The 13,703-nt window shown below is 54.0% G+C and carries 16 protein-coding genes; 11 read left to right on the top strand and 5 right to left on the bottom strand.

What is annotated here, in order from left to right:
* Nucleotides 1-139: 139 nt before the first annotated feature.
* From cbbX to C8R31_RS06105, 8 genes are all read left to right on the top strand, one after another.
* Nucleotides 140-1,114 (top strand): CbbX protein, encoded by a 975-nt coding sequence (gene cbbX, locus C8R31_RS06135; RefSeq protein WP_107693163.1) that lies wholly within the window; start codon nucleotides 140-142, stop codon nucleotides 1,112-1,114.
* An 818-nt stretch (nucleotides 1,115-1,932) separates the two neighbouring features.
* Entirely contained in the window at nucleotides 1,933-2,913 is a 981-nt protein-coding gene (locus C8R31_RS06130) for a sodium-dependent bicarbonate transport family permease (protein ID WP_107693162.1), read from the top strand.
* A 185-nt stretch (nucleotides 2,914-3,098) separates the two neighbouring features.
* Nucleotides 3,099-3,428, top strand: a complete 330-nt coding sequence (locus tag C8R31_RS06125) for a PG0541 family transporter-associated protein (protein WP_181320465.1) — start codon at nucleotides 3,099-3,101, stop codon at nucleotides 3,426-3,428.
* 105 nt (nucleotides 3,429-3,533) lie between these two features.
* Complete coding sequence (locus C8R31_RS06120) at nucleotides 3,534-4,046, top strand: hypothetical protein (RefSeq protein ID WP_107693161.1); 513 nt, start codon at nucleotides 3,534-3,536, stop codon at nucleotides 4,044-4,046.
* A 145-nt stretch (nucleotides 4,047-4,191) separates the two neighbouring features.
* Entirely contained in the window at nucleotides 4,192-4,731 is a 540-nt protein-coding gene (locus C8R31_RS06115; RefSeq protein ID WP_107693160.1) for a DUF4142 domain-containing protein, read from the top strand.
* 112 nt (nucleotides 4,732-4,843) lie between these two features.
* On the top strand, nucleotides 4,844-4,969 hold the full coding sequence (locus tag C8R31_RS16490) for a hypothetical protein (protein WP_258192582.1): 126 nt from the start codon (nucleotides 4,844-4,846) through the stop codon (nucleotides 4,967-4,969).
* A 360-nt stretch (nucleotides 4,970-5,329) separates the two neighbouring features.
* Complete coding sequence (locus C8R31_RS06110; RefSeq protein WP_107693159.1) at nucleotides 5,330-6,817, top strand: NAD(P)/FAD-dependent oxidoreductase; 1,488 nt, start codon at nucleotides 5,330-5,332, stop codon at nucleotides 6,815-6,817.
* Nucleotides 6,818-6,903: 86 nt separating this feature from the next.
* Nucleotides 6,904-7,407, top strand: a complete 504-nt coding sequence (locus C8R31_RS06105) for a DUF1579 domain-containing protein (RefSeq protein WP_107693158.1) — start codon at nucleotides 6,904-6,906, stop codon at nucleotides 7,405-7,407.
* Nucleotides 7,408-7,536: 129 nt separating this feature from the next.
* Here C8R31_RS06105 and C8R31_RS06100 read toward each other — a convergent pair whose 3' ends face one another.
* Complete coding sequence (locus C8R31_RS06100) at nucleotides 7,537-7,755, bottom strand: hypothetical protein (RefSeq protein ID WP_107693157.1); 219 nt, start codon at nucleotides 7,753-7,755, stop codon at nucleotides 7,537-7,539.
* 169 nt (nucleotides 7,756-7,924) lie between these two features.
* Nucleotides 7,925-8,608 (bottom strand): type 1 glutamine amidotransferase domain-containing protein, encoded by a 684-nt coding sequence (locus C8R31_RS06095; protein ID WP_107693156.1) that lies wholly within the window; start codon nucleotides 8,606-8,608, stop codon nucleotides 7,925-7,927.
* A 241-nt stretch (nucleotides 8,609-8,849) separates the two neighbouring features.
* Here C8R31_RS06095 and C8R31_RS06090 point away from each other — a divergent pair, with 241 nt between their 5' ends.
* Nucleotides 8,850-9,887 (top strand): NAD(P)H-quinone oxidoreductase, encoded by a 1,038-nt coding sequence (locus tag C8R31_RS06090; RefSeq protein ID WP_258192581.1) that lies wholly within the window; start codon nucleotides 8,850-8,852, stop codon nucleotides 9,885-9,887.
* Nucleotides 9,888-9,929: 42 nt separating this feature from the next.
* On the opposite strand, the gene C8R31_RS16020 is transcribed toward C8R31_RS06090, so the two are convergent.
* On the bottom strand, nucleotides 9,930-10,106 hold the full coding sequence (locus C8R31_RS16020; RefSeq protein WP_181320463.1) for a hypothetical protein: 177 nt from the start codon (nucleotides 10,104-10,106) through the stop codon (nucleotides 9,930-9,932).
* Nucleotides 10,107-10,279: 173 nt separating this feature from the next.
* Here C8R31_RS16020 and C8R31_RS06085 point away from each other — a divergent pair, with 173 nt between their 5' ends.
* Nucleotides 10,280-11,476 carry a glycerol-3-phosphate dehydrogenase/oxidase gene (locus C8R31_RS06085; RefSeq protein WP_107693155.1) on the top strand — a complete coding sequence of 399 codons (1,197 nt, stop codon included), beginning with the start codon at nucleotides 10,280-10,282 and terminating at the stop codon, nucleotides 11,474-11,476.
* A gap of 345 nt (nucleotides 11,477-11,821) precedes the next feature.
* On the opposite strand, the gene C8R31_RS16195 is transcribed toward C8R31_RS06085, so the two are convergent.
* Nucleotides 11,822-11,968, bottom strand: coding sequence for a hypothetical protein (locus C8R31_RS16195; protein WP_219907458.1), 147 nt, complete (start codon nucleotides 11,966-11,968; stop codon nucleotides 11,822-11,824).
* Nucleotides 11,969-12,543: 575 nt separating this feature from the next.
* Between C8R31_RS16195 and C8R31_RS06075 the strand changes: the two genes are divergently transcribed.
* Complete coding sequence (locus tag C8R31_RS06075; RefSeq protein WP_107693154.1) at nucleotides 12,544-12,843, top strand: hypothetical protein; 300 nt, start codon at nucleotides 12,544-12,546, stop codon at nucleotides 12,841-12,843.
* An 87-nt stretch (nucleotides 12,844-12,930) separates the two neighbouring features.
* Here C8R31_RS06075 and C8R31_RS06070 read toward each other — a convergent pair whose 3' ends face one another.
* On the bottom strand, nucleotides 12,931-13,689 hold the full coding sequence (locus C8R31_RS06070; RefSeq protein ID WP_258192580.1) for an SDR family oxidoreductase: 759 nt from the start codon (nucleotides 13,687-13,689) through the stop codon (nucleotides 12,931-12,933).
* Nucleotides 13,690-13,703 lie beyond the last annotated feature (14 nt).

Genomic DNA, 13,703 nt, shown 5'->3' with positions numbered 1-13,703 from the left:
AACACCCTTGCCACCGGCTTCCTGAAAAAAGCCGAATGCGCTACAGACCCCCTTTTATATAAGCTCCTTTGTATTAAGTAAGTTAAAAAAATACAGACCGAAGCATTACATACCCTTAGTTACTTGTTGGGGATCAAACATGACAACAGACTCTGAAGACCTTATCCCCTCCGATAATACAGTTGATCTGGACGCCGAATTTCGTGCTTCCAATATCAAGGAAGTGCTGGATAAGCTCGATCGCGAATTGATCGGCTTGAAACCGGTCAAAACCCGCATTCGCGAGACTGCCGCGCTATTGCTCGTTGATCGCGTGCGCAAGAAACTGAATATGACAGCCGGCGCGCCCAGCCTGCATATGTCTTTTACCGGCAACCCCGGTACCGGTAAAACAACGGTAGCGCTTCGCATGTCGGAAATATTGCACCGACTCGGTTATGTTCGCGAAGGACATCTTGTCTCTGTTACACGCGATGATCTCGTTGGCCAGTATATTGGCCACACCGCCCCCAAAACCAAGGAAGTATTGAAGAAAGCGATGGGCGGGGTCCTTTTTATCGACGAGGCTTATTATCTTTACAAGCCCGAGAATGAACGCGATTACGGCGCGGAATCGATAGAAATCCTTTTGCAGGCAATGGAGAATAATCGGGAAGACCTGGTGGTAATTCTGGCCGGTTACAAAGACCGGATGGACAAGTTCTTCCACAGCAATCCCGGCATGCGTTCACGGATTGCTCATCATATTGATTTCCCCGACTATAGCGCTGATGAGTTGCTTGCAATCGCAAAGCTCATGCTGGCGGGACAGAATTACCGCTTCAGCCCGGAGGGGGAAAAAGCCTTCGGCGAGTATATCCGGCTACGCATGAAGCTGGAGCATTTCGCCAACGCGCGCTCTATTCGCAATGCCCTTGATCGATCGCGATTGCGTCAAGCCAATCGGTTATTTGAAGGAGCGAAGAAAAACCTGTCGAAGATCGACCTGATGACTATCGAGCAAGAGGATATTCGCGCCAGTCGCGTGTTCAAGGAGGGAGCGATTGATCTGGATGGGGACGAAGGTGCGAATTACGTCGCCGCGGATCAGCCGCCTGCAAGGGCTGCTTCTTAGCCTCTGGCCCCTTTCCCTCTGGTCCTTTCCTCGAAGCAGGTAAGGTAAGGGATTACCATTCGCCCCCCGTGAGGGCGAAGAACTGAAGGAAGAGCACTGACGCCCGGATGAGTCCGGGCTTAGTCTCGACTATAAGAGACATGGAAATAGCGATTTATCCTGCTTCTGCTTCCTGAACTGTCCCCCGGTACTCCCGTTCTGCTTGTCTCTGTTCCTTTCCCTTTGCATCGCCATTTACATCGCCTACCTTCTACGTTCCCGGAAAAGACGTGGTAGCTCACTCTGCTCCCGTTTCATCCTGAGATCATGTTCAACAACCCGTGGTCTTTCCCTCCCCCATTGATCCCTCCCCATTGCAATTTCTGTCCCAAAATTAAATTTTTTTTTTAAAAATAATAAGGGTCGGACCCTGTTTTCCAGTTAAAGCCAGCTAAAAAAACTCCCAACCGCTTTGGAATTCTACCAAGGCAAAAACTCATCACTGATTAGTCCGTCGCATCCCCTTTCTACTAATAGGCGGGAGCTGAACCGGTAATATGCCAACTGAATCTTATTCGCCTGTTGGTTAAAAGACGACGCACGAAATAGCGTAATTGGAAGGCTGGGTTTATGGCCAACTTTAAATACTTTTAACAGTTTGAACATTCACAAATTGATCACAGATACAAAATCTTTCCTTGACGGACGGTATGTTAACTTTCCCGTCAGCGTAATTCACGTCCGGCTTTACTGGTTCCAGCGTTACCTGCCATGACTTTGTCATGGATGGGAAATGATGGGGTCCAGGCAGCCACTTTTATTAAAAGAGGGGTATAACCATGTCAATCTCCAGTCTTCTCGTACCAGCGATACTCTTTTTTGCCCTCGGCATGTTCGCGTGCATAATCAAGTCGGATCTGAAATTTCCGCCTGACATGCACAAGATGATCGTGATCTATCTGCTGATCGGAATCGGACTTCATGGCGGCAAAGCGCTCGCCAGCTCCAATATGGGTGATGCCCTTCCCGCAGTCTGGGCAGCGCTCGCGTTTGGTGTCGGACTGCCTATCATTGCGTACATTATCCTGCGAGCCCTGGGCAAGATCGATCCGCTCAACGCTGCGGCCATCTCGGCGCATTATGGTTCCGTGAGCGCGGGCACGTACATGACGGCGGTCGCGTTTCTTGGCGGCATCGGCGTTACCTACGAAGCTTACCCCGTAATCATGCTGGCAATCATGGAGTCTCCCGCGATCATGATTGGCCTGGTACTAGCCGGTTACTCTCGCAAGGTTATGGGAGGGGCGACAAAGCAGGACAAAGGCATGTACAAGCACCTGATCATAGAGGCCTTTACCAATGGCAGTATCCTGCTGCTGTTTGGGTCCATGGCGATTGGCGCCGCTGTGTCCGATACCAGCTACAAGAAGATCGAACCGTTCTTTGAACTGATTTTCATGGGCGCGCTATGCATATTCCTCTGCGACATGGGGATGGAAGCCGGGAAAAGACTGTCTGAGTTCAAGCAGGTTGGTGTCTTCCTGGTCGGATTCGGGATAGGGATGCCACTGATCGGTGCTTTTTTCGGACTTCTGTTAGGTCATTACTATCTCCACTACTCGGTAGGTGGCGTGACCCTGGTGACGGTGCTGGCGGCAAGCTGTTCCTATATCGCAGTCCCCCCCGCGATGCGACTTGCGATACCCGAGGCTAATCCCTCGTTTTACCTGACTCTATCGCTCGGGTGTACTTTCCCGTTCAATGTAGTCGTTGGCATTCCATCCTATTACGCTGCTGCCCAGTATCTGGCGGGGGCCTAAACGGGAAATCGGAGAATAATGGCGGCGGTTGTAAAAAACCGCCGCCAGGCGCCGGGAAAAGCGGCGATAAGGCAAAGCCAGTTCAATTGAATGCGCCACTCGTTGGGATTCTCCGGAGAAGTCTCCGATACTTACCAGAGTGATCTCAAATCCAGACCATCATGTAAACATTGGGGGAAGAAATCATGGCATTAAGACCAGAAATTTTAATATCGATGAAACGGATCGAAATTGTCATTGACGAAGAATCGTTAAGAGAAGTGATCAAACTGCTTCGGGAAGCCAACGTGCGTGGCTACACAGTCATCAAAAAGGCCGGCGGGCTTGGCTCGCGGGGGGAGCGAGATCCGGATGACTACGTTTTTGAGGATGAAAACGCGGTGATGGTAATAGCCTGTGAAGAAGCCCAGGCGGAGAAAATCGTCAATATGCTTCACCCCAGATTAAGAGACTTCGGAGGAATGTGCATCGTCTCGGATTGTCAGTGGGTTACAGGGCCCGAGCGTTCATACTGAGCTGGAGTTGAGCAGATGCGGTCCGCGGAAATCAATTTTGGGATCAAACTGAATTCCGGGGAGACCGGCTGCGATTCATAATCTTAACTTGATTGGGCGTGAAAAATGGCTAGACCTCCTACGGGACGAGAGTTCATAAAAGCTGCAAAGGAGAGAATCGCATCAGCCAAAACTGTGGATGCCCTGCGTGCTGCACAGGCACTGCTCCTTCCCCTGGAGTTTGGGCTATCGCTTGAAGAGACGGCTACGGTTATTGGATTATCCAAGAGCCGTACGGGAAAGCTCAGGACACAGTTTCAGCGAATAGAAACTGGTGCGTTACAGATCAGAAGCAAAAAGGAGTTGCGAAATCATGCACGGATGAGCCTGGCTGAAGAGGTGAAGTTCCTGGCGCGTTTCGTCGCCCAGGCAAAAGATCCCGGTACCTTGTCTATTGCAGAATTGAAGGCCGAACTTGAACAATGCATAGGCAGGCCGGTTTCGACATCCACGGTTTATCAATTGCTGAGGCGCCACGGAGTGACAAAGCTGGCGCGGCAAACGAGTGCAGATATCATACTTGCGCAAGCATGGGAAAAACTGAGTCGACGAAATAGCGGCATGAAGGGTAAAGCGTGAGAGCTGAGCGAGAATCCTTGGTCGAACATTGAATTAGTGGCTGAGTTACCTGCGTTCTTTCACTAACCCTGTGGCTGACGGATAAGGGCGGGGTGGCTCGCCACTTTTCGGGAGGCGAATTCCAATTAACTTTAAGAGGTTTCCAATGAAAAATTCATTTATTCTCGCTATCGCTTTATTTATTTCAACATTTGAAGTGGCTGCCGCCCCGGCTACGCTAGACGACGCGCAAATTGCCGCTATTGCGGTGGCTGCTAATGAGGTCGATATCAACGCCGCCAAGCTGGCGGAATCGAAATCATCCAATCGGGAAGTCAAAGCATTCGCCCACCGCATGATTGCCGATCACTCCGGTGTTATCAAGGAGGCAACGGCACTTGTCACGAAGCTGAAGGTTACGCCAGAGGAAAATGTCGTGAGCAAGAGTGTTAGATCAGATGGCCAAAAGAATCTGGACCGACTCAGCAAGCTGGATGGCAAGCTCTTCAACAAGGCTTATATCCAGGACGAGATTGTGTTTCACAAGCAAGTACTGAACTTGATAGACGAGAAATTATTACCCAGCGCAAAAAACGAAGAATTGCAGGCCTTGCTGGTCAAGGTGCGTGCTGCAGTTGCTTCACATCTCGAACATGCCGAAAAGATTCAGCCAGTAGTTGATGAGATGCGCGATCCCGGCAAATAATAAATCAAAGATGCTCGAGTTGCTACCAATCCGTCGAGTGGGTTACTTGTAAAGTATGCAGCATAAGTGCGGTTAATGTCAGTTCACACCTCGAGCTTCCTTTTGAGGAGGGATGAAAGAACGCCCTATTCCCTCCTTCTTTTTCAGGCTGGTTGAGATCGGGCGATGGGCCGCCGTTGGTTTTATTATCCCGCCGCTGCGTGATGGCCGATGGCTAACGCTCCATGCGCAGGAATGAATCGAGCACTTCACTCGTATTGATATCTCTGGTCCCGCCGCCACCTCCTGCGCGCAATACTCCTCAGATGGTATTGGAGGCAGCGGGCCGCCAGCCGCCACCTCCTCCTGCGCCACCCTTTCCGGTTCTGCTTTCATTCACCACGTCGATATTTTGCGTAATCGCAAAGACCATCGATTACGAGTGCGGTCTTAAGCGGTGAATTCCTACTGCTTGATGCGTCCTTTCCGAATGCCTGAGAAAAAAGGGAGGGAAACTTAACGCCATAACCCCGGTCAGCGGAGAACAATCGGCGGTGCAAGGGTTAAAATGCGCCAAACCACCGACCTTTTTTAAAACTGGAGGAAATAAGCCAAACTCATGCAATCCAGCGCAAATATCGATAATGACCGGCAAGCAAGCAGTTCGTACCATGTCGTAATCCTTGGGGCCGGCGTCTCGGGCCTTTGCATGGGCAGCGCGCTGCGCAGGGCAGGAATAACGTCGTTCGTCATTGTCGAAAAGTCCGCGGGGATTGGCGGCACCTGGTGGGATAGTACGTATCCGGGGGCAGAGTGCGATGTTCGCTCCCATCTCTACTCGTACTCATTCAATCTCAATCCCGACTGGTCACAGGCGTACGCGCCGCAACGTGAAATACACCAATACCTGGCACGATTTGCGGCAAAGTTCGACGTTCTCTCGCACATTCGATTGAACACTACGTTGACCGCGGCGCGATTCGATGCTCAACGCGGACTGTGGTTGTTGCAACTTGAAAATGGCCATCAACTGACAGCCAACTTTTTCGTATGCAGTGCAGGACCACTGAGCGAGCCGCGTCACCCGGCTATTCCCGGGTTGGATAAATATAAGGGCCGCCTGTTCCATTCTGCTCGCTGGGATCATGACTACTGCTTCGAGGGCAAGCGCGTTGCGGTGATCGGTACCGCAGCCAGCGCGCTGCAGATTATCCCTCGCCTCGCCCTCATGGTTGCCAAGCTTTATGTTTGCCAGCGCTCTCCCAATTGGATCATCCCCAGGCTGAGCCATAAATATGCACCCTGGGAAAAGGCGCTGTTTCGGATAGGGCCCATTGCGCGGGCCCACCGGTCGTTTCTCTACTGGTTCCATGAGCTGAACCGGCTGTCCTTCAATTCGGGAAGTTTGATGGCGAGGGTGGGGCGTGCGCTGGCCGAGATTCACCTGCGCCGTCAGGTGCCCCACAAAAAATTGCGCGATGCCCTGCGGCCCGGCTATCCCTTCGGGTGCAAGCGGGTCCTGCTTTCCAATGACTACTACCCTGCCCTAACCCGCTCCAACGTGGAGTTGATTACTACACCGATTGATCATATCGATCAAACCGGCATCGTCACCATCGACGAGGGCAGGCGTGACGTGGATGCGATTGTCTGCGCGACCGGGTTCGACGTGAGACATGTGCTGACATCGATGAGAATAGAAGGGCTGGACGGATGCCTGCTGGAGCAAGCCTGGGCAGGTGAGCCGGAAGCGTATCGCGGGGTAACGGTCGCAGGTTTCCCCAATTTTTTTATGCTTCTTGGTCCGAACACCGGACAAGGGCACACCTCCGCAATCCTTTTTATAGAAGCGCAGGTGAACTATACGCTGCGATGCATCCAGGAACTCGGGACGCAGGGGAAACGCTATCTTGTCGTGAAGCCCGCGGCCATGGACCGGTATAACCAGGAATTACAGAAGATACTACGGAAATCGGTATGGGCTGCCGATTGCAGAAGCTGGTACAAAACCGAGTCGGGGAAAATCATCGGCATTTATCCGGGGTTCTCGTTCCAATATATGCGAGAGCTTGAAAGGCCGCGGTTTGACGACTATTTCATCTGTTAGCGGCATGGCACTTTGCGTGGGGGCGGGTTTTCCATTCCAGCCGAAGACGTTACAATTTCAGTTCTTAGCACAAACAGGAGATGCTCATGCAGTTCAAGCCCGAGAAAGAACACCAATGGCTGCAAAAACTTGTCGGCGAATGGACTTACGAGGTAGAGGCAATAATGGGGCCCGATAAGCCAGCGGAAAAGTTTACCGGATCGGAAAGCGTGCGGTCGATAGGCGGCTTCTGGGTGCAGTGCGAGGGACGCGGCCAGATGTGCGACGCTGGCGACACAGGGGGCACCGCGGTTACGGTGATGACGCTTGGGTACGACCCGCAGAAACGACGGGTCGTTGGCACCTGGATTGGCTCCATGATGTCTCACCTTTGGATATACGATGGATCCCTGGATGCGTCGGAGAAAGTGCTCACGCTCAATGCCGAGGGTCCTAGCTTCACCGCGGAAGGGAAGCTCGGGAAATACAAGGATGTGATCGAATTTAAAAGCGATGATCATCGGGTGCTGACGTCACACATGCTGGGCGATGACGGAACGTGGCACCAGTTCATGACTGCCAACTACCATCGTACTGGATCGGGGACCTAGAAATTGGAGCACCTAGAAATTCTGGCACATGGTAATTCAAGTTCGCCTCCCCCGTCCTCCCCATGGGCTTATTCGGGAGGGCTGATGGGTGGGTTTATTCGGTGGGCTTATTTAGCAGGTGTTCTGGCACTACCAGAGATCGCCCAGTACCCGGTTTATGATGAAAAGTACGATGGCTAACCCTAGCAGGCCCAGCAATATGCCTTTCTCGTCGGTCGCGTGGGACGAAAGGTCGAAAACACGCTTGAGCCGGGCGAAAAAATGCAAGGCAACGTAAATGCCGACCACCAACGCCGCATACCCCAGCTCTACGTAGCCCACATTAAAATACCATTCGCCGCTATCCACGCTGAACCTCCCGGTTTTTGGGGTGCTTCCCAGTGCCAAGCTCTTCAGGAGAGGCAGTCGTCAGCACGTAACGGCGCCTCCCCCTCCCCCTCGCCTGTTAGCTCCTTATGCTCCATATGCTCCACATGGCAGGGATGTCCGGTTACACACGATCCTTCGGTGCAGCACTTCAGGCGGCATGCAGCAACTGCAGCAGCGCTTCCGCTGCCGGGCCAGCAGAGGCCGGGTTCTGTCCGGTTATCAGCTGGCCATTCACCTGGACGTAAGGAGCCCAGTTGTCACTCTTGCTAAAAACGGCTCCCCTTTCCTTTAATCCGTCTTCCAGCAAAAAGGGAACGATTTCGCTGCAGCCCACGTCATCTTCTTCCTCGTTGGAAAAGCCCGTGACGTGCTTTCCTCTAATCATATAATCGCACTCTTTCCCCCGCACGTTGACGAGAGCGGTCGGGCCATGACAAACTGCCACGATGGGTTTGCCGGCTTTGTCGAAAGCTTCAATCAACGCAATGGAGACCGTGTTGTCGGGCATGTCCCACATCGGGCCGTGCCCTCCCGGATAAAACACCGCATCGAAGTCTTCTGCCGAAACCTGAGCCAGCGCTTTGGTGTTGGCGAGTTCAGCCTGTGCAGCAGTATCGGCGTGAAAGCGTTTTGTTGAAAGGGTAAGATTTTCGGGCAGGTCGCTTATCGGGTCAATGGGCGGCTCACCGCCCTTAGGCGAGGCCAGCGCGACCTCCGCTCCTGCATCCTTCAATATGTAATAGGGCGTGGTGAATTCTTCCAGCCAGAAGCCGGTTTTTTTTCCGGTGTTGCCGAGTTGGTCGTGAGACGTCAGAACAATGAGAATTTTCATAGCGCACCTCGATATTTGGAACCGACAATATTTTTGAACCCGTGGTTAACCCCTATACGTCAGTATGACTCCCACCCGCGGTCCCTCTGTGGTTAATCGGCTGGAAACCTGGCCACTCTTTTTGGGGGAGGACGTGGCGCCACAGTGGGTGGTGGTGGCGGTCTAGTGGTCCCGCCCGAACTTTGCGGCCGATGTTACTGCTTTCTCCACCACCACTAGTTAACCTATAGCAGGAATAGGCATGGCTTACAAATCGGATGTCCATCAGGCAACGATGCAGGCGATCGACATCGCCCGTCCCGGCGGTCCCGAGGTGCTGGTCCCTGCATCACACCCACTACCCCGCCCAGCGAGCGGCGAAATCCTGGTAAAAATTGCGGCGGCCGGGATTAACCGTCCGGATGTGTTGCAAAGGCGCGCGTTATATCGGCCCCCCCGGGGCGCCTCCACAATTCCAGGACTCGAAATCGCCGGTGAAGTCGCGGCACTGGGCGATGGAACCGTACGCTTCCATTTGGGCGACAAGGTTTGCGCGCTGGTTCCCGGCGGCGGCTATGCGGAGTACTGCGTCGCGCATGAAAGTAACGCCCTGCCAGTTCCCGGCGCAGTGAGTCTGGTGGAGGCGGCGGCGCTGCCGGAGACCTTCTTCACGGTCTGGGCCAATCTCTTTCAACGCGGCAAGCTCCAAGCAGGGGAAACGGTACTGATTCATGGCGGCGCCTCCGGTATTGGCACCACCGCCACGATGCTGTCTAAGGTCTTCGGCGCCACCGTGGCCGTCACCGTCGGTTCGGAGGAGAAGGGGAAGGCGTGCCTTGCCCTGGGAGCCAGCCTGGCCATCAATTACCGAACTCAGGATTTTGTCGAGGAAGTCAAAAAATTTACCGGTGGCAAAGGGGTGGATGTCATAGTGGATATTGTCGCGGGAGATTACGTTGCCAGAAACTACCAGGCGGCCGCGCTGAATGGCCGCATTATCCAGATCGGCGTGCAGAATGGACCTGCCAGGGAGCTTGACCTGATGACGATGCTGAGCAAACGGCTTACGCATACCGGGTCGCTGATGCGGCCCCGCAGTGTGGTGGAAAAAGCCCAGATTGCTCAGGAACTGGAGCAGCAGGTGTGGCCGCTGCTGCGGCAGGGAAAACTGAGGCCTAAAATTTTCCGGACTTTTCGGCTGGAGGACGCGTCCAAGGCGCACGCGCTGTTGGAGTCAGGCGTACATATCGGAAAAATTGTTCTGACCACCCCGGCCCTGGGCGAGGATAGCGATTTTTAACCCTGCTTCAACCCACCAGGACGCAATTGCTACTGGATTTAATCAATTTGCGCCTTTCCCGCGGCGAACAATTGCACATACCAGCGCCAGAGCGGCGACCAGCATTCCCTTCGTTTCAGGTTCAGGCGCAGGATTGACCTGCAAAGCGGCGAGCAGCGCAAGTTGCGCGTGGTTGAAGATGCCGAGCACGGCAACGGAGGTTTCTTGAATGAAATTCATTTTGGAAGTCCTCATATCAACAATAACATCAAGTTGCTGTTATAGCCTCCGTATGTGTCAACAGTATGAAAAAAATCGGCTTACATCTTTGTGGTCAGGCGCAGAGCATTGCGGCGTGTTGAGGATACAGGTAGGCTCTGGAATGATTGAAAGACACTCCAAGGGTCGCAGGAATGGCAGAAACCTTCGATGTGGTAGTGATCGGCGGTGGTATCCACGGCGCCGGTATCGCGCAGGCGGCCGCGGCGCGGGGATTATCGGTCATGGTGCTCGAGCAGACGGCAATTGCGAGCGGCACTTCCAGCCGCTCCAGCAAGCTTATCCACGGCGGCCTGCGTTATCTGGAAAGCCGCCAGTTTTCCCTTGTGCGCGAATGCCTGCAGGAACGTTCGCTCCTCTTGAAACTGGCGCCCGGCCTGGTCGAGCTCCGGCCATTTTATATTCCCGTGTACCGGGATACTGCGCGGCGGCCGTGGATGCTGTACGTGGGGTTGAGTTTTTACCGGCTGCTAGGTGGCGGCGGCCCAGCAATGCGCTTCCGCCGCATTCCGCAAAGCCAATGGAAAAATCTCGATGGACTGGAGATGACGGACCTTGAAGCCGTGTTTCAGTATTACGACGCTCAAACCGACGATGCAGCGCTGACGAACGCGGTGATGCGTTCGGCCCAGCGACTGGGGGCGCAACTCAAGATACCAGCCACATTCACCGGCGCGCTGCTCGATGAACCCACCAACGCTATCGAATACCGCCATAACGGAAAAACCGAAACCTGTGGGGCCGCAGTATTGATTAATGCAGCCGGACCGTGGGCACAGGAAGTATTAAGCCGGATTACACCCGCACCGCCACAGCTCGAGATCGAGCTGGTGCAGGGAACCCATCTTCTCCTGCCCGGCAAGCTCACACAAGGAATTTATTATGTGGAAGCAGAGGACAGGCGCGTGGTGTTTGTGATGCCCTGGAAAGGAAATACATTGGTGGGGACAACTGAATTAATTTTCCAGGGCAATCCGGGGGATGTCGCGCCGCTTCCGAGTGAGATTGCCTACCTGATGGAAACCCTTTGCCGCTATTTCCCGCGCTATCGAACCGGAGTGCCCATCCGCGACGCCATCGCCGGTTTGCGGGTACTGCCATCGGGCAGGAATGGAACCGAGGGCGAGGCCGGCACCCTGCATGCCCGTTCGCGCGAAACAGTCCTGTATCTCCACCGGCGGGAGCAATCCGGCACGACCCGTTTGCTTACTGTTTACGGCGGCAAACTGACGACTTACAGGCTGACAGCGGAACGGGTCATGGCCCATCTGGCGGATGCGCTGCCAGCGCGTGTGCCGCTGGCGGATACGCGGGATCTGGAGTTGACCTGAACCGATGGTGACCCTGCGGCAGTTCCGCAGCATGCCCGTGTTGTCGGATCCTTGAGATCCGTTTCCTGCAAGCGTACACCTGCGTTATTTCTGTTTCTCGCAGTTCACCATCCAGGGAGTGCCAAATTGATCGACGAGCATGCCGAAACGGACGGCCCAGAAGGTTTCCTGCATCGGCATGTGCACTGTCCCATTCTGCGACAACACGTGGAACAGCCGCTCCGCTGCGTCGGATCTTCTATTCCCAGCGAAATGTAGAAGCCCTTGGCTTCCTCGTTGCACCCGGCCGGTCCATCCGAGCCCATCAGCAGGTTATTGCCCACTTTAATACACGCGTGCATGATTTTACCGCGCGACTCGGGCGAGGATTCTTCCGCCATGGGATTGGCCATGCGTCATCATCATTTCTATTTTACCGCCCAGGCTCTGCTCATCGAACTTGAAGGCTGCCTCGCATCGGCCGTTGAAGATCAGGTAAGGATTCATTTCCATGATTTTTTCCTGGATGAATAACGGTTGAGATCGCTACGTGAACGGTTACGCGCCGAACATTTGATTTCCATCGTCGCCCGTCGAGCTGGACCGATATACAGTGTTGCTGGAGACCGGTACCGTACGGCGCGATACATTCTATCCGGCACCTTATCTGAATATTCCAGCCAGGGTAACCATAACTTGTACAGCAATCTCAAATCCATGGTTATCTTGTCTGGGCTATGGCTCTATATCTGATATAGCCTCAAGCTGATTCCCGGCAAGGAGATGATCGTTGATCAATTGTCGGGAGTGCTGTCGCAGCGACCTTAACTATTTTTTACTTCAAAATTTTTTTTCAGTTGGCGATAGAGCGCTAATATTAATGTGAAAGATGAAGATATATATTTAACTAATTGAAAATAAAAAATTTAGCTTGTCGCCTCCCCGACAAGCGCCTGGATGCTCAGGCACGGTCTAAACGTCGAAATACTGGATAATTGTGGCACCGAATCGGCGAATTGTAGTCAAAGTAATATAGAGCACGCTGGTATTGGCATTTGAGCAGCTTGGTCTGAGTCAGGAGAATCATCATGAAAACGATGCATGAAATTTTGATGGCGGCGCCACCCGCCCAAGTTACCCGATGCAAAATCGCCATGGTGGAGATGGCACACGGGTATTGGGCCGCCGCCGCCGCGACGCTGGAAAACGCGATAAACGAATCGGAACCGGGAGAGTGGACGCGGGATTGCATGCAGATGAGAGACTTCTGCATGGCGATGGATCAGGTGAAATCCGAGGGAATACGAGGGGTGGAAACACCCGCGAGACCTGGAGCGAGCCGGGTCATGGTTGAGACGACTGCACAGGTTACACTGCTTCATCGGTAATCTCACTACCGCGCCGGGGATGGGATGCTTCGGAAATTTGCGCTTCGGCCCAGTCGCTAGTCGCAGCCCGCCTCGCTTCAGGTCATCTCAGGCAGCGCCGCCGCTGGCACTGATGTTTTGCCCGGTTACCCAGCCAGACTCGTCGCTCACCAGAAAGAGCACCACGCGGGCGATATCCTCCGGCTCGGCGACGCGTCCCTGAAACGACATGTTTGCCATACGTTTGATCGTTTCCTCGCTCTTTCCGTTAAGGAACATTTCGGTATTGACTGGCCCCGGCGAAACGATATTGGCAGTGATGCCACGTTTCCCAACTTCCTTTGCGAAGACGCGCGTGAGTTGCTCGACGGCTCCCTTGCTTGCGGCATAAGCGCCATAATTCGCTAGCATCAGCCGGGTAACGGTACTGGACATGCTGACCACGCGCCCCCCATCTGCGAGCCGGGTAGCGGCCTCCCGCAGGGTATAAAAAACACCTTTCGTATTTACGCTCAGCACCCGATCGAATTCTTCATCGGTGATATCGGCAATCCTGCGGGAAAGAAGCACGCCCGCGTTATTGACAAGGATATCCACGCGATTGAAGCGCCCGATAGCGGCATCAAACAGTATGCGAGCTTCCACGGAGTGACTGACATCGGCTCTTACCGCCAGCGATTCGCCGCCTGCCTGGTTAATTGCGGCGCAGACCGCTTCGGCTGCTTTCCGATTGACCGTGTAATTCACGACGACTTTCGCGCCCGCCCCCGCCAGAGTGTGGGCTATTTCAGCGCCGATTCCCCGGGAGGAGCCGGTGACAATGGCGACCTTATTCCTGAGCGCTTTCATCATTGCAGGGCTCGGCATAGCAGGGCTCGTTT

Origin of the sequence: Nitrosospira sp. Nsp2 (assembly GCF_003050965.1) — a bacterium.
Taxonomy (GTDB): Bacteria; Pseudomonadota; Gammaproteobacteria; order Burkholderiales; family Nitrosomonadaceae; genus Nitrosospira.
The sequence above is the reverse complement of the archived record's forward strand: the minus strand, read 5'-3'. Positions and strand labels throughout refer to the sequence as shown.

Excerpts from the sequence above, each read along its gene's own strand:
- cbbX (WP_107693163.1), top strand. The coding sequence starts at position 140 with ATGACAACAGACTCTGAAGACCTTATCCCCTCCGATAATACAGTTGAT.
- C8R31_RS06130 (WP_107693162.1), top strand. The coding sequence starts at position 1,933 with ATGTCAATCTCCAGTCTTCTCGTACCAGCGATACTCTTTTTTGCCCTC.
- C8R31_RS06125 (WP_181320465.1), top strand. The coding sequence starts at position 3,099 with ATGGCATTAAGACCAGAAATTTTAATATCGATGAAACGGATCGAAATT.
- C8R31_RS06120 (WP_107693161.1), top strand. The coding sequence starts at position 3,534 with ATGGCTAGACCTCCTACGGGACGAGAGTTCATAAAAGCTGCAAAGGAG.
- C8R31_RS06115 (WP_107693160.1), top strand. The coding sequence starts at position 4,192 with ATGAAAAATTCATTTATTCTCGCTATCGCTTTATTTATTTCAACATTT.
- C8R31_RS16490 (WP_258192582.1), top strand. The coding sequence starts at position 4,844 with ATGAAAGAACGCCCTATTCCCTCCTTCTTTTTCAGGCTGGTTGAGATC.
- C8R31_RS06110 (WP_107693159.1), top strand. The coding sequence starts at position 5,330 with ATGCAATCCAGCGCAAATATCGATAATGACCGGCAAGCAAGCAGTTCG.
- C8R31_RS06105 (WP_107693158.1), top strand. The coding sequence starts at position 6,904 with ATGCAGTTCAAGCCCGAGAAAGAACACCAATGGCTGCAAAAACTTGTC.
- C8R31_RS06095 (WP_107693156.1), bottom strand. The coding sequence starts at position 8,608 with ATGAAAATTCTCATTGTTCTGACGTCTCACGACCAACTCGGCAACACC.
- C8R31_RS06090 (WP_258192581.1), top strand. The coding sequence starts at position 8,850 with ATGGCTTACAAATCGGATGTCCATCAGGCAACGATGCAGGCGATCGAC.
- C8R31_RS16020 (WP_181320463.1), bottom strand. The coding sequence starts at position 10,106 with ATGAATTTCATTCAAGAAACCTCCGTTGCCGTGCTCGGCATCTTCAAC.
- C8R31_RS06085 (WP_107693155.1), top strand. The coding sequence starts at position 10,280 with ATGGCAGAAACCTTCGATGTGGTAGTGATCGGCGGTGGTATCCACGGC.
- C8R31_RS16195 (WP_219907458.1), bottom strand. The coding sequence starts at position 11,968 with ATGGAAATGAATCCTTACCTGATCTTCAACGGCCGATGCGAGGCAGCC.
- C8R31_RS06075 (WP_107693154.1), top strand. The coding sequence starts at position 12,544 with ATGAAAACGATGCATGAAATTTTGATGGCGGCGCCACCCGCCCAAGTT.
- C8R31_RS06070 (WP_258192580.1), bottom strand. The coding sequence starts at position 13,689 with ATGCCGAGCCCTGCAATGATGAAAGCGCTCAGGAATAAGGTCGCCATT.